Genomic DNA, 21,680 nt, shown 5'->3' with positions numbered 1-21,680 from the left:
TATGGCCCAAGTAATTAATATGCCGAGATTAAGCGACACCATGGAAGAAGGTGTGGTGGCAAAATGGTTGAAAAAAGTAGGAGATAAAATAGAGGAAGGCGATATTCTTGCTGAAATAGAAACAGATAAAGCTACTATGGAGTTCGAATCCTTTTACTCCGGTACTTTATTGCACATAGGAATAGAAGAAGGCGACGGAGCACCCGTTGATTCCCTCCTGGCTATCATAGGAGAGGAAGGAGAAGATATCTCTTCATTACTGAACGGCGGAGGTGAAACGGAAGCTAAAGAAGAAAAAGCAGAAGAGAGCAAGTCTTCCGGATCAGGAAAGGAAGAGGAAACAGAAGAAGCTTCCGGGGAAATCCCCGAAGGAGTGGAAGTGGTTTCCATGCCGCGCCTGAGCGATACGATGGAAGAAGGTACCGTAGCAAGCTGGTTAAAGAAAGTCGGTGATAAAGTAGAAGAAGGCGACATTCTTGCGGAAATAGAAACCGACAAAGCAACTATGGAGTTCGAATCGTTCTATTCGGGGACCTTGCTGCATGTGGGTATACAGGAAGGGGAATCTGCACCCGTTGATGCTGTTCTGGCGATCATAGGACCGGAAGGTACGGATGTGGACGCTGTTCTCAAAACTGTTGCCGGCGGCGGAGCCAAAAAGGAAAAAAGTGCCGGGAAAGAAACGTCCGAAGCCACTTCGAAGACCGAAGAAACTAAGGAAAGTCCGGAAAAAGGTACTTCAGTATCTCAGGACGGAGGCAGAATATTTGCATCGCCCCTCGCTAAAAAGATGGCTGAAGAAAAAGGTATCGACCTTTCCAAGGTAAAAGGAAGCGGAGAAAACGGAAGGATTGTAAAGAGGGATATAGAAAATTATACGCCCGCAGCAGAGACCGCTCCGGCTGCGTCTGCATCTAAAGAGCAGGCTGCCCCGGCGGCCCAGGCTATGCCTTTTGTTCCCGCAGGTGAAGAAAGTTCCGAGGAGGTGAAAAATTCGCAAATGCGGAAAACCATCGCCAAGCGCCTTGCAGAATCCAAGTTTACCGCACCGCATTACTATCTGACCATAGAAGTGAACATGGACAATGCCATAGCTTCAAGAGGACAGATAAATGCACTTCCGGATACCAAGGTGTCTTTCAATGATATGGTAGTGAAAGCATGTGCCATGGCCCTGAAGAAACATCCGCAGGTAAACACGTCATGGAAGGGAGATACCACACTTTACAATCACCATGTGCATGTGGGCGTAGCTGTGGCAGTGGAAGAAGGACTGGTAGTTCCTGTAGTTCGTTTTACCGACCAGATGACCCTTACGCAGATCGGGGCCCGGGTAAAAGAACTTGCCGGAAAGGCCAGGAATAAAAAACTGACGCCTCAGGAAATGGAAGGCAGTACCTTTACGGTATCTAACCTGGGAATGTTTGGTATTCAGGAATTCACTTCTATCATAAACCAGCCCAATTCAGCTATTCTGTCCGTAGGGGCGATAGTGCAGAAGCCCGTGGTTAAAGACGGTCAGATTGTGGTAGGTAATACGATGAAAATAACCCTTGCCTGTGATCACCGTACGGTAGACGGGGCGACGGGAGCGCAGTTCCTGCAGACATTACAACACTATCTGGAAAATCCGGTGACCATGCTCGCATAGTTCCGGACAGGAGAAATAAATAAAAGAATCCCGTTCCCTTCATTATAAGGAACGGGATTTTTTATATATTTTAGCCAATACAACAGTAAACGATTTCCGTATGAAATGCCCGTTAACAAGTCTTTGTAATCCCCCTGATGCCAATAATAACCGGAATTCCCGGGAGAGAAATGTTCTTGGGCATAACATCTGACCTGTTAAAAACAAAATAAACAAAGAACATGGAACCGGCATGTTTAAAATAGTTGAACACAGGGAGAAAGAATTATTTTAAACATCAAAGGTTGCGTGTAACGATGGAAAAACAATTAAATTGAACACATGAAACCGACATGACTAAAAGAATCTTTAGACTCACAAGGCTATCATTATTTTGGTCATCAAACCTGCCTGCCGGTAGGCAGGGGTTACATCTGACCATTGAAAAACAACAAAAAATAAACAGATGAAAAGATATTTTTATTCCGCCATATTGTTTTGTGGTATGATCTGCGGACTGAATGCCCAGGCGGAGCAGGTCGGGGCAGATTATAAAGTGAGTGCCGGAGATGTCCGGGAAACTTTGGAATTTCTTGCATCGGACGAACTGGAGGGGAGAGATTCGGGCAGTCCCGGAATAGAGAAGGCGGCACAATACATAGAAGAGGTGTTTGCAGACCACGGGGTGAAGCCTTATTTTTCTTCTTATCGCGATACATTGGATAATTTTAAGGAACCTGCCTATAACATCGTCGGATATGTAGAAGGCAATGACCCGGAACTCAAAGAAGAATATATTATTATTGGCGCCCATTACGACCATATCGGGATACAGAAAGAGGGAGAAGGCGATGATGTTATTGCCAACGGGGCCAATGACAATGCTTCCGGAACGACCGGGGTTCTGGAACTGGCCAAATATTTCGGAGATTCGCGAACCAATAAAAGAAGCCTGCTTTTTGTACTGTTTTCTGCCGAAGAAAAAGGCCTTCTCGGTTCACGCCATCTGGCGCGAAAGCTGCGTACGGAAAAACTCAACCTCTATACCGTGGTGAACCTGGAAATGATAGGAGTGCCTATGACAGCCGATTATACGGCTTATATTACAGGTTATGAAGATACCAATATGGCAGAGAAAATGAATGCATATGCCGGGAAGAACCTGATCGGGTTTCTGCCCAAAGCCAAAGATTTTCAGTTGTTCAAGAGGTCGGATAACTACCCCTTTTTTCTGGAATTCCACGTCCCTTCACAAACAATTTGTACCTTTGATTTTACAAATTTTGAATACTACCATAAAGTAGGAGATGAAGTGGAATTGATGGATATAGACCATATGACTTCCTTTATTTCCGAAATGATTCCCGTTATGGAAAAAATGGCAAATGCGGCGAGCAGGGAAATCAAATTTGTAAATGAATAAATCCCGGATTTGGATAATAGTGACGGGGGGGCGTCCCCGGACTTACACCCGGAATCTCAAAAATCTGATATCTGTATTTTTTGTATGAAGAATGTCATCATCACAGGGACAAGCCGTGGGATAGGATTGCAGCTGGCCCGGATATTTGCGGAAGCAGGGCACCGGGTACTCGCTCTTTCCCGGAACGCACGTCCTGTTATGGAATGGGACCATCCGAATATAACTTCTTTTTCATTCGATCTGTCGGTTAAAGACGACCTGGAGAAGCTGACTGATTTTATTTCAGGTAAATGGAAAGGAAAAGCGGATATCCTTATTAATAATGCCGGAAAACTGGTGAATAAGCCTTTTGCCGAAATCACACCGGAAGAATTTGAAGAAGTATACCAGGTCAATGTTTTCGGAGTGGCGGAAATGATACGAAGAGTTCTTCCCTTTATGCCCGGAGAAGGGCACGTAGTGAATATCAGCAGTATGGGAGGCGTACAGGGGAGCGTGAAATTTCCGGGACTTGCGGCATACAGTTCTTCGAAAGGAGCGGTAATTACCCTTACCGAACTGCTGGCCGAGGAATATAAAGAAACAGGACCTTCCTTTAATGTGCTGGCTCTGGGAGCCGTGCAGACGGAAATGCTGGAAGAGGCGTTTCCGGGATATCAGGCGCCGCTTTCCGCTTCGGAAATGGCTTCGTATATTTTTGATTTTGCCTTGAAAGGGAACACTTATTACAATGGTAAGCTGTTGCAGGTATCCAATTCCACACCGTGATTTTTGAAATTTCGATTTTTTGTAATATTATGCAGACGCTAACAGTTAGCGATACGGTTACAGGATAAACATGGAGATCATACAGTGAAGGATATTTTGCAAAAATACCTGCCGGAGAGAGCAGTAGACCCTTGTTTTGATCTGATCCGGAGTAACGGCGTTTATCTTAAGATCGTCAATGAGCGGGTTACCCGGCACGGGGATTACCGGCGTTTGCCGGGAGGGATGCACCAGATTACGGTAAATGCAAGTCTGAACAAATATAAGTTCCTCATTACCCTCGTGCACGAAGTGGCCCATTTAGTGGCTTTCCGGGAATACGGAGGGAATATCAAACCGCACGGGGCGGAGTGGAAATCGACATTCCGGAAGTTAATGCTACCCTTTTTGAACCCGGCGGTTTTTCCGGACAGCCTGCTGTCTTTGCTGGCACGCCATTTCAGGAATCCCCGGGCGAGCAGCGATACGGACGCATCATTAGCACTGGCTTTAAAGCAATTCGATCCGGAAAACGATAAAAATTATATATTTGAACTCCCTTTAGGAAGTTTTTTTCGTATATATAACGGGAGGATATTCCGCAAGGGGCATAAAAAAATAAAACGGTACGAATGTGTGGAAGTATCATCCGGAAAGATCTACCTGTTTAATCCCAATGCAGAGGTAGAATTATTACCTGATCTGTAGACAGAGACCTTCCCTGATTTTTATCGGTAAGTATGGCAGTACCCAAATATATAATAGGATGTTTGTAAAAAGACGGGTAAAATCCCGGACATGAGAAGGATTGATGTCCGTACCCTTGGAGCCCGACCGTCAAACTATAAACTACCGGATAAACTATTTTGAAATTGAATAAAAATTACTACGCAATATTAATGGCCGGAGGGATCGGTTCCCGTTTCTGGCCCGTCAGTACTACGGAATTGCCCAAACAGTTCCACGATATGCTGGGAACAGGTGAGACCCTTATCCAGAAGACCTTTAAGCGGTTAAGCCATATCATCCCCGAAGAGAATATCTGTATACTTACTCACGAGCGCTATAAGGACCTCGTACTGGAACAGTTGCCCCGGGCGAACCCCGGACAGATATTGCTGGAACCTGCCATGCGAAATACAGCCCCCTGTATCCTTTATGCTTCCATGAAAATACAAAAGGAAAATCCGGATGCCGTTATCCTCGTAGCTCCCAGTGACCACTGGATAGAAGACGAAGAAACATTTGCAGAGGATGTAAAGCGCTGCTTTACGGCATGCCTGGAGAAAGATATACTGATGACCTTGGGTATTACCCCTGCCTTTCCCAATACGGGATATGGTTATATCGAATATGATAAGGCATCGGGAACGGAAAATGACGGCATTTGTCAGGTAGTGAAATTTACGGAGAAGCCGGATTATGAAAGGGCAAAAGAATTCCTGAAACAAGGAAATTACTTGTGGAATGCTGGTATATTTATCTGGAGCGCAAAAAGTATTTTGCGGGCTTTTGAAAACCTTCAACCGGACATGTACCGGTTATTTTTAAAGGGGAAGTCCAAATACAATACTCTGGCCGAACGGACCTTTATCCGGAAAAATTATGCCAAGGCAGAGAATATCTCCATAGATTATGCTATTTTAGAAACTTCGGATAATATACATGTATTACCCGCCGGTTTTGACTGGAACGATCTGGGTACCTGGGGCTCGCTCTATGAAAAACTCCCCAAAGACGATGCAGGTAATGCCGTGGTTAACGCCAGGACGCTTATTGAAAATGCCGGGAACAATATGATCCGTACCAGTGGAAAGAAACTCGTGGTGATCGACGGCCTGGATGATTACATTGTTATCGAAAAAAAGAAAGTATTATTAATCTACCCCAAGCAAAAAGAGCAGAACATTAAAGAAGTGTTGCAAAAAGTAAAACAAAAGTTTGGAGAAGATTTAATATAACAATGTATGCAAGAGAATCAAAAACCTTTGGCACAGCCTGAAGAAAAGGAAGGCGGCCAGAACAGTAGTACTGAAAATGTAAAAAAGGATTTTTCGGGTTTACTAGGTAGTCTCAAAACCTTTTTCGGGGAACTTCTGGACATTCGTTCCAATACGGACCAGGAAACAACCATAGAGCATATTAAAAATGACATTCCGTTTAAAGGGCACAACTCGTGGATTTTGATTTGTTCCATATTTATAGCGTCGGTGGGATTAAATGCCAACTCTACGGCGGTAGTTATCGGAGCGATGTTAATATCCCCGCTCATGGGACCCATCCTGGGTATGGGGATGTCTATTGCCATTAATGATGTGGATACCCTGAGAAGATCCGTGAAGAACTTTCTGGTTATGGTGGGGCTAAGTATCATTACTGCTTTTCTCTTCTTCCGGTTTTTCCCGTTACGTGACGAATCTTCCGAATTACTGGCGCGGACCGCACCGGATATACGCGATGTTCTCATTGCCTTTTTCGGTGGCCTGGCGCTGGTTATAGCCCGTGCGAAGAAAGGAACTATTGCCAGCGTAATCTTTGGGGTGGCCATAGCCACGGCTTTAATGCCGCCGCTTTGTACGGTAGGTTTCGGCCTGGCTATCGGGAACTGGGAATACGCTATGGGGGCGATGTACCTTTTTCTTATCAACACCATATTCATAGGCCTGGCAACATTCCTGGTGCTCAAAATACTGAGATTTCCCATGGTCAGGTATGTGAATTCGGCAAGGAGAAGGCTTATTTCCCGCATTGCTTCCCTGATAGCCGTTATTGTTATGATCCCTGCCGGATATACTTTTTTTAATGTATGGAAAGAATCCAGGTTCCGTAACGACGCCAGGAAATTTATTCATACGGTAGTGAGACCTTATGAGTTTTCGAAAGGAGGCATGTTTCTGGAGAACCTTTCCGAAATAAATTATAAAAGGGACGGGAAGTCTACGATAGAGCTTGTTTTTATGGGTGATGAAGTTATTCCGACCAATGTTATAAATACCTGGGAGAACCAAAAGCAAGCAGATTATCCTGCACTGAAGAATGCAGAACTCCGTATTGTACAGGGCGGACAAAGCGACTCGGAACAGAAGTATAATTACGTGCATGAACTGTATGAATCGAGTAAAAAAGATCTGTTAAACAGTGCAGAGAAAATCCGTTTCCTGGAAGACGAAGTGGAAAGGCTCCGGAAGCTTACCTACAATGTGGATTTCGCAAAACTCAGTAGAGAAGCCAAAGTCTTGTATGATGGAGTAGGAGAATTTGGTTTTTCCAATGAAATCAGAACGGATTTTGCTACCATGGATACGGTGCCCGCATTTACCGTGAAATGGAAGGAATCAGCTTCCAGAGCCCAGCGTGAAAAGGAATTTGAGAAATTGAAGAATTGGTTACAGCTAAAAACATCTAACGATAAAGTTGAAATAAAGCAATTGAACTAGGGCCTATTAACACTACACACTCAAAGCAGCTTTTTGGCCTATTTTCTGCCTCTCTTTGTTATTTTTTCCTCATTTGGCGCTGCCAAACTTGTCAAAAATGCCTCGATAGACAAAAAATATACTCAAAAAATCCATCTTTTCTGGTAGTGTTAACAGGCCCTAAAGAAAAATGAGATCGGGGGCGACGGAAATTCGCTCCCCGATCTCATCCGTAATTTTTGTCAGTTTCTCTCCTCGATATACATCTGGCGGACTTTTTTAAAGAGCTCAGAAGAGTATACAAAGTTAGTCACCGCTTCATTATCAGTCTTGAAAATCTCCTTGTTACTGCCTTCCCAGGCTTTATAACCATCTTTCAGAAAAATGATTTTTTCCCCGATTTCCATTACGGAGTTCATATCGTGTGTGTTTATTATCGTGGTTATGTCGTACTCCCGGGTGATCTCCTGCACGAGATTGTCAATTACGATTGCCGTTTTCGGGTCCAGTCCCGAATTGGGCTCATCACAAAAGAGATATTGCGGCTTATTGACGATTGCCCTGGCAATGGCCACTCTTTTTTGCATTCCCCCTGAAATTTCCGAGGGGAATTTATGATGGGCATCCGTAAGGTTTACCCTGTTGAGCACAAAATCTACCCTTTCCTGCATTTCACTTATGGGATCATTCGTGAACATCCGCAGGGGGAACATCACATTTTCTTCCACAGTCATGGAATCAAAAAGGGCGCTTCCCTGGAATACCATGCCCATTTTTTGTCTCAGATCGCGTTTTTGGCTGTCATCCATTTCGGAATAGGTCTCGCCATTGTATATGATATTACCTTCCTCCGGGGTAAAAAGACCCAGTAACGACTTTAAAAAAACTGTTTTTCCCGATCCGCTTTGCCCGATGACAAGGTTTGTCTTGCCTTTTTCAAAAGAGGTGGATATACCCTTTAAAATAGGTTCGCCGTCAAAATATTTATGTAAGTTTTCTACAACAATCATCAGCCGAGTAACATTTGAGTGAGAATATAATTAATGATAATGATTACCACGCTGGTCCATACAAAAGAAGTGGTACTGGCTTTACCGACCTCCAGTGCTCCCCCTTGCATATAAAACCCATGATAAGAGGGTATTGTAGCCAGTATAAAGGCAAAAATAAAGGTCTTAGAAAAAGCGTAAAAAACGTGATAAGGCTTAAAGTCTATCTGAAGCCCCTCGATAAATTGTGTACTGGTATTAAACCCTCCCAGAACACTTGCAGTCCAGCCTCCCAAAATTCCCAGGTACATGGATATGGATATTACGAAGGGGTACAGGAGCAAGGCTACTATTTTTGGAAATACCAGGTAATTCAAGGCGTTAATTCCCATTACTTCCAGGGCGTCGATCTGTTCGGTAACACGCATAGTACCAATACTGGAAGTTATATAAGAGCCTATTTTACCGGCCATGATTATAGAGATAAAGGTCGGGGCGAATTCCAGTATTACCGATTGCCGTGTGGCAAAGCCCACCAGGTACTTTGGAAGTAGAGGGGAATCGGTATTTAAAGCAGTCTGTATGGCTACCACCCCGCCAACAAAAAACGAGATAAAAATTACAATGCCCAGGGAACCGTATATCAGGTCGTCAATCTCTTTGAGGATGAGGGTTTTCATGATAGACCATTTGGTAGGCCTCCTGAAAACTTCTAGTATCATTAAAAAATATTTGCCAATGGCTTCAAAATACTTCATACGGTAAAAATATAGCAACTAAGGTAAAAATAAATAATGTTGGGCAGTTTATTTTGTGAAGATCATTTTTTTTGTGAAAAGATATATCGTTAAATAATGCAATGCGAACGGGATTTTAGTGAGAACTATTTATTTTTACGGGTCTTAAAAATTTTAAAAGTTATGAGAAAATTAGCAGCTGCGGTATTATGTGTATTCGCAGCCTTCGGTTCTAAAGCACAAACGGAAGAAACTCCTTACGCAAAACCCAAACTTGTGGTAGGTATCGTGGTAGACCAGATGCGGTACGATTATATTACCAGATTCTGGGAAAAATATGGTAATGATGGCTTCAGGCGCCTGGTAAATGACGGCTTCAATTGCAGGAATAACCATTATAATTATGCGCCAACCTATACAGGCCCGGGCCATGCTTCGGTTTATAGCGGTACGACACCGGCGATACATGGTATCATCGGGAATGACTGGTATGATAAGGAACAGGACAGAATGGTATATTGTGCTGAGGATGATACGCGGCAGTCTGTTGGTACGCAGTCGGATGCAGGAAAGATGTCCCCGCACCGGATGAAAACCACTACCATAACAGACCAGTTACGACTGGCCACGGAACTCCGTGGTAAGGTAATAGGAGTGGCGCTGAAAGACAGGGGGGCAATTCTGCCGGCAGGTCATGCCGCTAATGCCGCTTACTGGTTTCATGGTAAAGATGAAGGAAAGTGGATAACGAGTTCTTATTATATAGATGAACTTCCGGGGTGGGTGAAAAAATTTAACCGGTCCGGTAAAGTGAAGGAATACGTTACTACGTGGAACACGCTTTACGATATAGATACCTATGTCGAAAGCGGACCGGATAATAACCCTTATGAAGGCCCCTTTAAAGGGGAAAAAACGCCGACATTCCCTCATGAACTGGGTAAATTGATGAAAAATAACGGCGGATACGACATACTGAAGTCGGTTCCTTACGGAAACAGCCTGACGGTGGATTTCGCTCTTGCGGCCCTTGACGGCGAAAACCTCGGGCAGGATGATGTTACCGATTTTCTCGCGGTAAGTTTCTCGGCTACAGATTATGTAGGACACCGGTTCGGGGTAAACTCCAAGGAAGTACAGGATACTTACCTGAGGCTGGATAAAGACCTTGCCCGGCTTCTTTCTGCACTTGACGAAAGCGTAGGGAAAGGAGAGTATACCGTCTTTCTTACGGCAGACCATGCCGCAGTACAGGTACCTTCTTATCTGCAATCTCTAAACATACCGGGAGGATATTTTGACCTGCTGAATTTTACTATTCACATGAAGGAATTTGCGAAAGAGAAATACGGTGTGGACGGGCTGATAGCCAATATATCCAATTTTCAGATCTTTATAGATCACAAAGTGGCCAGCGAAAATAATTTACGTATCCGGGATATACAGGATGACCTGGTAGAAGAGGTGATGCAATATAAAGATGTTGAGAAAGCATATGCGGCACATGTATTTACGGAAGCGGAATTTACGGAAAGGATCACCGCACTCTTACAAAGAGGGTACAACCAGAAAAGATCGGGAGACGTACTTTTTGTACTGGCACCTGCGGTAATCTCCTATCCCAGGACCGGATCTACACATGGCTCTGCTTTAAACTACGATACCCATACTCCTCTTTTATTTTACGGAAAGGGGATCAGAAAGGGGAAAAGTACGGTTAGAGAAACACATATTAACGATGTGGCTCCTACCATTGCAGTTCTTCTGGGTATTGCATTTCCGAGCGGGACCACCGGCCATCCGGTACAGAAGGCAATAGAGATTGAGGACTAAATGTCCCGGCTTATAAATTACAAGTTGCAGGTTTGGTTTGGTTGAACCTGCAACTTGTAACCTGCAATCTGTGAGATCTAATACACTTCAATATTGGAGATTAACGGGCATGCTTTGGCGCCTGTAATATTAATGCGTATTTTGTCTGTTCTTACCGCTCCTGTTTTCAGTATGCGCTTATACCCTATGGTAGTGGCAGCGGCTATTTCTTTCCAGTCTTTTCCCTGTTGAACTTCTACAGTGAAAGATTTGACTCTTTGCCCCAGGGGAATATATTCCTGGAGAAGGATATACGAGACCTGTTGTTCTTTCCCGAGATCAATTTCAACGGAAGCGTTGGTAATACCATCGTCCGTGGCCCAATACGTCTGTTTTTTACCGTCAGTTACGTTAGTCGCCGCATATTCCGGGGAATTTCCGCGATACGCTGTCGCTGTTGCGGGAGCTCCGGAAGCCAGATTGGTGCGAAAAGTCTCGTCCAGTAGTTTTCGCCACCCGCGAAGGGCTTCCACATCGTTCTCGTGGATGAGGCCACGTTTATCCGGAGGCACATTGAGTAGCAGATTAGAACCCCGGCCCACGGAAGTCAGATAGAGATCAAATAATTGTTCGGCGGTTTTTACTTTGGAGTCTTCTTCTTCATGGTAGAACCAGCCTGGGCGGATAGATACATCAACTTCGGCAGGTATCCATTGTTTTCCATCTTCGGAACCTGTGGCTAATAATTTTTCTATACCGGCTTTTCCGGCATATAAAGTGTCCTTGGAAATGGTATTCCAGTTGGTCTCTCCGGCCAGCCCTTTTTCATTACCTACCCAGCGAATATCCGGTCCGGCGTCACTGAAAAACAACACTTGCGGTTCGGGCTGTATTTTGCGTACCATATCCAGTGTGGCCGGCCAGTCATAATAAGTTTGTCTGTCGATATTGCGGGTTTCATTGGCACCTCCGTAATAGCCGTCACCACCGTTTGCACCATCAAACCACATTTCAAAAGCGGGACCGTAATTGGTGAAAAGCTCTTCCAGTTGGTTGCGGTAATATTCGATATAGGACGGTTCGCCGTAGTCGGCGCGGTTACGGTCCCACGGAGACATGTATATCCCGAATTTAAGGCCGTGGTGTTTACAGGCTTCGGAAACTTCTTTTACGATATCTCCTTTACCGTTTTTGTAGGGACTGTTTTTAACGGAATGTTCGGTGTACTTACTTGGCCACAGGCAAAAACCATCGTGGTGCTTTGTAGTAAGTATAACACCTTTAAAACCGGCTTCTTTCAAAGTGGTTATCCATTGGTTTACATCAATGCCGGTAGGAGCGAATATGGAGGGGCTTTCGTCTCCGTAACCCCATTCCTTACCGGTGAACGTATTGGTGGTAAAATGGACAAAGGCATTCAACTCCATCTCCTGCCAGGCCAGTTGAGCCTCCGAAGGAACAGGGCCTGCAGGCTCCGGAACGGATACCTGTTTTTTGGGTGAATTACAGGAACAGAGGGTAAGGAGGATTGTGGTGATAGCGATTAGTCTTTTCATGTTTTCGGGTTTTGGACTCAAATTTATTTTTCCCTTGTATAGGAAAATGCGATGGCGGGGACATCTTTATTCTGTTGCAGGGAAGCGGGTAAAAATATCTTGACCTGGTTTCCTTCTTTTTCCCATTTCACGTTTTTCCCTGTTTGAAGAAGTTTCATACTACTGCCCTTTTTCGGAAGGTTACCTGTCCATGTAACCACTTCGGGGATCGTTTTGTTTTCCGGAAGGCAGACAATGGCATAGGTTTTCTTTTTCTTCGGGTTTTGGGTAAAGTAGGTGTTTTCATCACTGTAATGGTCCACAGTCCGGGTATTATAGATCGCTTCGCCGTTTTCAGACATCCATTTCCCGATATCTTTTAAACGGTCTATGACTTCCTGCGAAAGGGTTCCGTCCGGCTTTGGGCCCACACCGAGTAGCAGGCTGCCCCCCTTGGCTACAATTTCCACAAGGGAATGTATGACCTTTGCGGTGGATTTAAATTTGTCGCCCGGCACATGACTCCACGCATTTCCGAGGGTCATACAGCTTTCCCAGGGATTGTCTATCTTTTCGTCCGGGATGCGTTGTTCGGGGGTCTGGTAATTTTCATACGGACCGTGTACGGTGCGGTCCACCATCAGGATGCCGGGCTGGGCTTCTCTTGCCATGGCTGCTATTCTGGGCATGTCTATGTCCTGGCTCCACTCCGGTATCGGGGCTCCCCAGGAGAGGACCTCGTCATTGACAGTCTCACGGGGGCGTACCCAGCCGCCATCCAGCCAGAGTATATCTATACTGCCGTAATTGTGCATCAACTCGCTGATCTGGTTATAGGTAAAATCCTTGAATTTATTCCATCGCCATGGATTTTTGCGGATGTCGTAATTATTGTTGCGGGTGGGGGTGGCGTATTTGCGCCACCAGTAATATTCGGAGTGCCAGTCGGGTTTGGAGAAGTAAGCCCCGATCATGAAGCCTTTTTTACGGAAAGCATCGAAAACATATCTGGCGACATCCGCACGGGGATCATCCGCAAAAGGACCATTGGAGATCTTAAAATCGCTTTGCCTGGTATCGAACATGTTGAAACCGTCGTGATGCTTTGTGGTGAAAACCAGGTATCGCATACCGGCGGCATCTGCGGCATCTGCCCATTGCTCCGGGTTAAAGTTGACGGGATTGAATTTTTTACTTTGTCCCCAGTACCATTTTTTATAGTCATTATAGGTTATGGTACTGTCACGCTCTATCCAGTCTTCCGAACAGATGGACCAGGACTCTATGATGCCGGGAACGGCATAAATGCCCCAATGGATGATCATCCCGAATTTCTGATCCTGCCACCGGTCCAGTTTTTCAATTACCTTAGCATCTTTTGGTGCTTCATAGATAGCGGACCTCCGGTGCAGGTTATCTTCCTGCGCGCGGACAGAAAGGGCCAGGCCGAGACCTGCACAGAAGGCCAATACCGTTTTTTTGCTATAAGTCATGTACGAATTGTTTTTGCTGTTTTCTGTGAAAAGATATGAAATTCTCATGGGTTGTGTATCTTTATATTACGGGATATTTCGAAAGAACTGTTTAATCTTATATCTTCGGAAGAAGCCCCGATCATCAGTGAGAAAGTTCCGGCTTCCGTTACCCATTCTCTTCGGGTATTCCAAAGCATCATGTCTCTGGCTTTCAGCCGGAATTCCAGGGTTTTCTCTTCTCCCGCCCTGAGGTGGACCTTCTTGAATGCCTTAAGCTGCTTTTGAGGAGTAACTACAGAACTTACGTCATCCCGGAGATATAACTGGGCCACTTCATCGCCGTCTCTAGGCCCGGTATTTTTTATCCGGAATTTTATATTTACCGTGACGTCATTTTCACTTTCGTCAACAGTTACGGTAAGCCCTTCATACCGAAAATCGGTATAACTCAGGCCATGGCCAAAACTGTAAAGCGGTTTGGCATCTTCTTCCACATAATTGTGTTTTACGGGAAACAGAGCATTGTAATATACCGGTAACTGCCCTACGGATTTGGGAACAGAAATGGGCAATTTGCCCGAAGGATTATAATCGCCGAAGAGCACATCGGCAATGGCATTGCCACCTTCCTGGCCGGGATACCATGCATCGAGGATAGCGGGGACATTTTCCGAAGGCCAGTTGAGGAGCAGGGGACGTCCCTTGATAAGGATGAGAATAGTAGGGGTGCCGGTCTCTACAATGGCCCGGAGTAGCTCGGTTTGTTTACCGAGAAGATGCAGTGTAGACCTGTCATAACCCTCCCCGCTTTCCATGTCGCTTATAATGCCGGTACCGGTATCCGGACCTATGGTGGCGGCGCCTGTGTCTATATATTTTGTTTTAAAGTCGCGTGCGCTTGAACCTCCGAGAACCACAACAGCTACTTCTGCCTGTTTCGCGGCCTGTACTGCGCCGGCAATATCTATTTGAGTGGTATCGCGGATAGCACATCCTTTTACATAAGTAACTTTGGTAGCGGGTGGGACCTTATCTTTTATGCCTTCCAGAACGGTGACTATGTTGTCTTCTGCCTGAGGTGCCGTATAGTCCCCGAGCTGATTGTATATATTGTCAGCATTGGGGCCAATGACGGCTATGCTTTTTATGTCCTTGGACAGGGGAAGTATATTTTCCTGGTTTTTGAGAAGGGTTACGGACTCGCGGGCTACCTTTCGGGCAAGTGCTATATGTTTCCGGCTGCGTACTTCCTTTTTTGCTTTTGCAGGATCTACATAAGGGTTTTCGAACAGTCCCATTTCAAATTTGAGCCGGAGTATCCGGCGAACGGCCGTGTTCAGTATATTTTCGGATACCTCTCCGGATTTTAGCGCTTTCAGAAGATGTGTCCCGTATCCTTTTCCTCCCAGGTCTGCATCTACCCCGGCATTTATGGCCAGTGCTGCTGCTTCCGGGAAAGTGCCTGCTAGGTGATGGTTGCCCGAGAGGCCTTCTATGCTGCCCAGATCTGATACGACAAAACCGTCAAAATTCCATTCGTTGCGAAGGAGGCCGTTGAGCAACCAGTGATTGGCGGTACTCGGTACACCGTCAATAGAACTGTATGCAGTCATTACAGAAAGGGCACCGGCATTTACCGCGGCCTTAAAAGGAGGAAGGTAACTATGTTGTAATTCACGGGTTCCGGCATGAACTGCATTGCCGTTGTGTCCGCCTTCGGGGACACCGTATGCGGCGAAATGTTTCAGGGTGGAAATAAGGTTGTAACCGCTTTTCAGGTCATCGCCCTGAAAGCCCAGAACCATAGCCTCACCCATTCTACTGTTGAGTACGGGATCTTCGCCATACGTTTCTTCTACACGCGACCATCTCGGTTCGCGGGCCAGGTCCAGGACCGGACCATAACCGATATGCCCTCCTTGAAGGCGTGCCTCTTCTGCAATAACGGTGGCCATTTCCTTTATAAGCTCCGGGTTCCAGGTGCTGCTTTGCCCTATGGAAGTAGGGAATACGGTTGTGCCTATGGCCATATGGCCATGGGGGCATTCCTCGGAGAGGAGAAGGGGAATACCGAGCCTTGTTTCTTCTATGGCATATTTCTGCATGGCATTGGTGGCTTTCGCGGCCAGTTCGGGATTGAGCCCTGTTTCCAGTGTTTTCTTTGTCCACGGATCTGCGCGAAGGGTTGCCCACAACATGCCTATATGCTGTTCCTTTATGGCCTTGCGAAAGGCATCGCTTTCCGTGACTTTATTTCTTTTTTTAGTATACATCTCCCATCCGAGAAGCGTGCTGAGCTGCCCGACTTTTTCCTCGGTGGTCATGCGTTGCAGCAGGTCGGTTACTCTTTGTTCAACGGGAGCCGAACTGTCTTTATAAACAGGAAGAGAAGTACTCTTTTTCTGGGCGGTAACAGGTAAGTGACTGATGAGAAGTGTGATCCATATGGCATGCCGGAATGCTTTCATTGTCTGTACGTGATTTTTCCAAAATTAATAAGAAAGAGGTTGTCATTAAAATAACAACCTCTTTTTGCAGTTAGTAGTTAGGTTATGTAATTGCTTTTTTTCATAGGTTAATCCACATCCCAGAATATTTTCCCGTCACGGACATCCTGCCCCTGAACAGCCTGATAGTTCTGGCTGTTGTAGTTCTTTTCCGTGGAAGGATATACCAGTCTGGACGGGGGTGTGCGGTAACCGGAGAGTGTAGCTTCAGGGAAGGTCAGCTCAGGATATCCTGTTCTCCTGTATTCTGCCCATGCCTGGGTAGATTGAAGGAAACCATAGTGCAGCCATTTCTGCGTCCAGATCTTAGCCAGCTTTTCTTCCCGTGATCCGGTATAAGCTATGTTTTCATTGGTAATGAACTCTTCTATTACACTGCTTTCCGGCTTTTCTTCGGCAGACTTGTTTTTTTGATTAGCCCCGTTGAGGTAATAGTAAAAGGAAACGGATTGTTTAACAGCGGTCTCATAAGCTGCCTGGGGATCTCCGCCACCCCACTTTTCATAAGCCTCGGCTTTGAGGAAATTTACTTCCGGTGCAGTTATAACAATACCGGGAAGATCCGGGTTTTGTATGAAGGTAATCGAATCCAGTATGGAATAGTTCCTGTTTTGCTGCTCCTGTTGTGTGGCAGTGAATGTGATGGGCATTGCTTTGTACTCCTCATTTGGAATAAACTCATCATCTTCTGTTCTTCCGTATTTGTCGAACATTATGGGTATCCTCGGGTCTTCGGCGGGAAGCATGACCGTGTTCAGCATGTAGTCCGGTGCGTAATGGCTGGGAAGCTCAGTAAGGGCGCTGGTAAGATCATCCTGATAGGTAGTGACAGGTTGAAGCAGTACATCCGAAGCGGCCGGATCGTAGTCTCCGGCATTTCCCCCGTCAATCAGGGGATAATTTCCGCTGTTATTGAGCATGTTCATTATTTCGGTTTGTGCAGTGGCCTCGTCTACATAGGATATACGCATAAGAAGCCTTAAACGGAGGGAGTTGACGTATCTCGTCCATTTGTCCGTATCTCCGCTTAACAATATATCATATCTTGAGAAATTTCCCGTAGTGCTTGCCGAAGCAAAATAATCGGCAGCTTCTTTCAGGTCATTGATAAAAGAATAATAAAGTTCTTCCTGATCGTCGAATTTACCGTTTTCTATGGTCCCTGTTTTAATGAGGCTGGCTGTTTCACTAAATGGAATATCTCCCCAAAGATCCACCATTTTGGAGGCTTCATCAATGAGGATCACCTTAGCGGCATGCATGAATATTTCATTATCTTCCTTTTCCTGGTCGGTGAGACCCTCATAATTTACCTGCATGGCGGCATAGGTGCTGAGAACACCGCCTCCGTTAGCGCCGGATACGTAGAAGTCTCTCCAGTACTGGTCGGAATAGTCATCGTTTTGCTGATATACGGAATTGCTGTTCATAAAGAATGCGGTTTGTGTATATACAGCGGGATGGGGAAGGAGAAATGTACGTACGTTCCAGTAGCTGGGGCGCACACGATCATTATTCAGCATGGAGGTGAAAAAACCTGGTATGCTGGCATCCGTAGATTGCTCCGGGTTGAGGTATTTATCCTCAAGCTGGTCCGAACATCCGCTGATAGAGGTCATCAGCAATGTGAGCAAACCTAATATGATGAATTTGTTTTTCATAATTTTAGTGTCTTTTAGTTTAGAATTTTGCGTTCAGGGAAATACCAAAGCTTCTTGTTGCAGCGGTAGACCCGACATCCACGCCCTGAGACCACCATTTGTTGCCTAAAGGAGCTTCCGGATCAATATTTTCGAGGGTTCTCCATATATAGAACAGGTTTCTTCCGATAAGGGAAATCCTCAGATTCTGTACATGCAGTTTTTCGGCTATTTTATCCGGTAGGTTGTAACCTAGGACCATTTCCCTCATTTTAATATAACTGTTGTCATAAATAGCGCCTTCACGACTCCAGGAATCATTTCCCCAGTTAAAAGTGTTCATGTAATAAGTAGCTGCACTGATTACTTCTTCATTAGGCTGCCCCGTATTTTGATTTACACCTTCCAGTAATACACCGTCGTTATAGGTGACACCATCTGCGGTATAGGAAATTCCACCATGTTCTGCATCCCTGTACTGCATGGTATTTTCCAGCATACCGGCTCCCATCATGTACTTGGTATTGGGAGAGACCATTTGTCCCCCTAAACGGTAATCTACAGAGAAGTCAAGAGAAAAATTCTTGTACGTAAAAGTATTGGAAAAGCCACCTACTGCTTTTGGCATAATGTTACCGGCTTTTACATAAGTATTCTTGTCCATTACATACAGACCATCATCATTGATGAGGTAGTTGCCATTTTCATCCGTAGCCCTTGGGTTTACATAAATGTTGCCCAGTTTTTCTCCTACTCCGGCAACAATTTTTATCGTATTCTGCTCTGCGGTATAAAACACGAGTTCATCAACACCATCCATAAGAGAATTAACCCTGGATTGGTTTACGGCAAAGTTAAAACGTGTATCCCAGCGGAAATCTCCTGCCAGGGGAGTAGCATTAATGGCCAGTTCAAATCCACGGCTTCCTATTTCCCCGACATTAACGAGCTGGCTGGAGGCTCCTACGGAAGGAGCGGTCTGCAGGGCGAGGATCTGGTTTTTTACCTGATTGTCATAGTAGCTGATATCCAGTCCGATACGGTTGTTTAAGAATTGAGTTTCAAGCCCGACTTCCATCTCGTATTTTTTCTCCGGTTTAAGATCATCGTTACCATATGCACTGTTCAGGCTCAGGGCAGGTACGGAACCATTAATACTTTGCAGGGAAATCTGGTTATAAGATATATTAGATTCATACATGGGAGGAGCGTTACCTACCACACCGTAAGATGCCCGTATTTTACCGTAACTCATAAACTCCGGAACCTGGAGTACATCGTTGAATACAAAACTTGCGTTTGCAGATGGATAGAAGTACGAGTTGTTTTTGGCAGGCAATGTGGATGCGTATTCCTGTCTTGCCGTTCCTTCCACAAAGAGAAAGTCTTTATAGCTTAAGTTCAATATGCCCAGATAGGCATACTTCAACAACTCTTTCCTGTTGTAGCTGGTCTCCAGAATTCCGTAAGAGTTGTTAAGGCTGAACCAGTTTTCTGTTACCAGACCACCGGTAGTGGCGGATTTCTGATCTTTGTATTTTTCGGAGCGGGACTGGAACCCCCCGGAAACGGAGAAATCGAAATCTTCACCGAGCTCTTTAAAGTAGGTGAGCAGAAGGTCTCCGTAAAGTATGGAATATTGTCCCGTGGCAACACTGAAGGCGCCGGTACTGGTGGCGCCGTTAAATCGCAGCGGATATTCGTTGTGTTGTTTGTTTTCGGAGTTCAGACTGGTGTAATCGCTCCCTATTCTTCCCCGGAACTGAAGCCCTTTTGCAAGTTCCCAGTTGAGTGTAGCGCTGGAGATCAGACGGTTTTCCGTCTCTACGTATTTGTTACGCATCTGCTGCCAGAAGAAATCCAGAAGATTTGTTGCGCGGATATCGTAAATAAACGATTCGTCCGAACGTTCCCGGTTGGCATAAGTTACGTATTTATATCCGTCTGAAGTACGGTATTTCTGCTTCATCAGATCCATATCTTCCGTACGGCTGAAATAGCCTCCGAAGGAACCCAACACTTGTCCTAACTGGTACGGACGGTTGGTTGTAATTGTATTGATGTAGTTGGCAACAATGTCCAAACTTATTTTGTCATTGATTTTTAAAGAACTGTTAAGACCGAAGGTGTTTTTCTCCAGTTCGTTTCCTTCCTGGGTTCCCTTGTAGTCCAGACGGCTGTAGGTAAGCCTGTAATTGAGTTTCTCGGTCTTATCGGACACTGCCAGGTTTACATTGGAAGTATACCCTGTTCTGTAGACATCTTTATAGTTGTCCGGACGTGCGGAGTATGAGCGTGTAGATCCGTCCCACCAGCGTACCTGCTGGCCTTCCATTTTAGGACCGAAGTTCCCGTATGCTCGGAAGTAGGGGCGGAAGCCCGAAGGAGACTCGGAATCCGGGATCCAGCCTTCGGCGGTAGCACCGTTAGCGAGGTTGGTTTCCCTGTCATATCCGGGACCGTAGGTGTTCTGGAATTTTGGAAGAAAAGCTACCTGCTCTACGGTACCGTTATAGTTAAGTTCGATACCAAGGCCTTTTTTCTCAGTTCCTTTCTTCGTGGTTATAACTATAACACCGCTGGCTGCATCTGAACCATACAATGCTGTAGCACTGGCACCTTTAAGGACATTCAGGCTTTCGATGTTATTCGGATCGATATCCAGGATACCATTCCCTTGGATACGCTGGTCATCCCAGTAGTTGTTGTTGTTTGCACCATTAGCACCGAACTGTCCGTCATTACGTATTACCACACCGTCTACCACATATAATGGCTGTTGGTTATAATTCAGGGAATTAATTCCCCTTATCTGAACATTCACGGCACTGCTGGCACCTCCGGGAGCAGTAGTGATCTTTACACCGGCGGCTTTTCCGTATAATGCGGAGGCGAAATTGGTGTTCCCGCTTTCCGTAAGGTCTTCAGCACTTACTGTACTTACGGCATATCCCAGAGCCCTGGCTTGTCTTTTAATTCCCAGAGCGGTTACTACCACTCCTTCCAGTTCTTCCATGGCAGGGGATAAAGCAACATTGATTTCGGAATTGTTTCCAACTGCGACTTCCCTGGTAGCATACCCCATATTGGAGAAAACCAGAACAGCATCTGCGGAAACCTGTATGGTAAAATTTCCGTCAAAATCCGTTGAAGCTCCTGTGGTGGTGCCTTTTATAACCACATTTACCCCTGGCAACGGCATGCCGTCTTCGGCGTCCGTAACCACTCCCGTGACTGTTCTGTCCTGAGCAAGCAGTAACTGACTGCAGAGGAGAAGAACAGTAAATACAAAAGTTAATTGTTTTTTACACATTTTAATTTTGAGTTAGTTAAAAATATGGAGCGACCACTCGGGCCACTCCGGAAAATAGTGATTGGTCCCTTCGTTAAAAAAGGGATATAAATGTTATGGTAAAAATGAACATAAGGAAATTTTTTCGACTAATGACAATTCTGAAAAGCCGAAGGAAGTGTTAAGAATGTGTTATTATATTCTTGTAAAAAGGTTGTGTGTAAGTGGTAAGTATAAAATGTATGATTTATCTTAAGTGATATTTAATCTTTTTATTTTTTAAATCAACGTGTTTACCTGTGAAAATAAAGGTTGGCCATACGGGGTGATCGTAATAATTAAGCAACTTAATGTAATAATGGTGGAAATAGTAATGAAAAAAGGGTATTAGTGTGGGATGTCTATGGTTTTAACAATAATTAACGTGAATAATGGATAAGAGATAAAATAATCTTAACGTAAAAAAGGAGTAAAGTC

General features: G+C 45.2%; 14 protein-coding genes. 7 read left to right on the top strand and 7 right to left on the bottom strand.

The window, feature by feature from the left end:
- Position 1 precedes the first annotated feature (1 nt).
- The 6 genes from ED312_RS16805 (at position 2) to ED312_RS16780 (ending at position 7,237) form a co-directional block, all read left to right on the top strand.
- The gene (locus ED312_RS16805) at positions 2 to 1,651 is read left to right on the top strand and encodes a pyruvate dehydrogenase complex dihydrolipoamide acetyltransferase (protein WP_123217188.1); all 1,650 of its coding nucleotides are present in this window, start codon (positions 2 to 4) and stop codon (positions 1,649 to 1,651) included.
- A gap of 445 nt (positions 1,652 to 2,096) precedes the next feature.
- Positions 2,097 to 3,053, top strand: coding sequence for a M28 family peptidase (locus ED312_RS16800; protein ID WP_123217187.1), 957 nt, complete (start codon positions 2,097 to 2,099; stop codon positions 3,051 to 3,053).
- A gap of 84 nt (positions 3,054 to 3,137) precedes the next feature.
- The gene (locus ED312_RS16795) at positions 3,138 to 3,821 is read left to right on the top strand and encodes an SDR family NAD(P)-dependent oxidoreductase (protein WP_123217186.1); all 684 of its coding nucleotides are present in this window, start codon (positions 3,138 to 3,140) and stop codon (positions 3,819 to 3,821) included.
- A gap of 84 nt (positions 3,822 to 3,905) precedes the next feature.
- On the top strand, positions 3,906 to 4,508 hold the full coding sequence (locus ED312_RS16790; RefSeq protein WP_123217185.1) for a SprT-like domain-containing protein: 603 nt from the start codon (positions 3,906 to 3,908) through the stop codon (positions 4,506 to 4,508).
- 164 nt (positions 4,509 to 4,672) lie between these two features.
- On the top strand, positions 4,673 to 5,761 hold the full coding sequence (locus ED312_RS16785) for a mannose-1-phosphate guanylyltransferase (RefSeq protein ID WP_123217184.1): 1,089 nt from the start codon (positions 4,673 to 4,675) through the stop codon (positions 5,759 to 5,761).
- A gap of 6 nt (positions 5,762 to 5,767) precedes the next feature.
- The gene (locus ED312_RS16780; protein WP_123217183.1) at positions 5,768 to 7,237 is read left to right on the top strand and encodes a TIGR00341 family protein; all 1,470 of its coding nucleotides are present in this window, start codon (positions 5,768 to 5,770) and stop codon (positions 7,235 to 7,237) included.
- Between the two features lie 221 nt (positions 7,238 to 7,458).
- Here ED312_RS16780 and ED312_RS16775 read toward each other — a convergent pair whose 3' ends face one another.
- Positions 7,459 to 8,226: an ABC transporter ATP-binding protein gene (locus ED312_RS16775; RefSeq protein WP_123217182.1), complete on the bottom strand. Its 768-nt coding sequence runs from the start codon at positions 8,224 to 8,226 to the stop codon at positions 7,459 to 7,461.
- Positions 8,226 to 8,963: an MlaE family ABC transporter permease gene (locus ED312_RS16770; RefSeq protein ID WP_123217217.1), complete on the bottom strand. Its 738-nt coding sequence runs from the start codon at positions 8,961 to 8,963 to the stop codon at positions 8,226 to 8,228. The genes ED312_RS16775 and ED312_RS16770 overlap by 1 nt, the downstream gene beginning before the upstream one ends.
- 162 nt (positions 8,964 to 9,125) lie before the next feature.
- On the opposite strand from ED312_RS16770, the gene pafA reads away from it, so the two are divergent.
- Entirely contained in the window at positions 9,126 to 10,775 is a 1,650-nt protein-coding gene (gene pafA, locus ED312_RS16765; RefSeq protein ID WP_123217181.1) for an alkaline phosphatase PafA, read from the top strand.
- Positions 10,776 to 10,852: 77 nt separating this feature from the next.
- Here pafA and ED312_RS16760 read toward each other — a convergent pair whose 3' ends face one another.
- The 5 genes from ED312_RS16760 to ED312_RS16740 form a co-directional block, all read right to left on the bottom strand.
- A complete protein-coding gene (locus tag ED312_RS16760; RefSeq protein ID WP_123217180.1) occupies positions 10,853 to 12,310 on the bottom strand; it encodes an alpha-L-fucosidase in 1,458 nt (485 codons plus the stop codon).
- 23 nt (positions 12,311 to 12,333) lie between these two features.
- A complete protein-coding gene (locus tag ED312_RS16755; protein WP_123217216.1) occupies positions 12,334 to 13,782 on the bottom strand; it encodes an alpha-L-fucosidase in 1,449 nt (482 codons plus the stop codon).
- Between the two features lie 44 nt (positions 13,783 to 13,826).
- Positions 13,827 to 16,232, bottom strand: a complete 2,406-nt coding sequence (locus ED312_RS16750) for a glycoside hydrolase family 3 N-terminal domain-containing protein (RefSeq protein ID WP_123217179.1) — start codon at positions 16,230 to 16,232, stop codon at positions 13,827 to 13,829.
- Positions 16,233 to 16,339: 107 nt separating this feature from the next.
- The gene (locus tag ED312_RS16745; RefSeq protein WP_123217178.1) at positions 16,340 to 17,932 is read right to left on the bottom strand and encodes a SusD/RagB family nutrient-binding outer membrane lipoprotein; all 1,593 of its coding nucleotides are present in this window, start codon (positions 17,930 to 17,932) and stop codon (positions 16,340 to 16,342) included.
- A gap of 19 nt (positions 17,933 to 17,951) precedes the next feature.
- Complete coding sequence (locus ED312_RS16740) at positions 17,952 to 21,224, bottom strand: SusC/RagA family TonB-linked outer membrane protein (protein ID WP_123217177.1); 3,273 nt, start codon at positions 21,222 to 21,224, stop codon at positions 17,952 to 17,954.
- Between the last annotated feature and the right edge of the window lie 456 nt (positions 21,225 to 21,680).

This window comes from Sinomicrobium pectinilyticum (genome assembly GCF_003725735.1).
In the GTDB taxonomy this organism is placed as follows: Bacteria; Bacteroidota; Bacteroidia; order Flavobacteriales; family Flavobacteriaceae; genus Sinomicrobium; species Sinomicrobium pectinilyticum.
The sequence above is the reverse complement of the archived record's forward strand: the minus strand, read 5'-3'. Positions and strand labels throughout refer to the sequence as shown.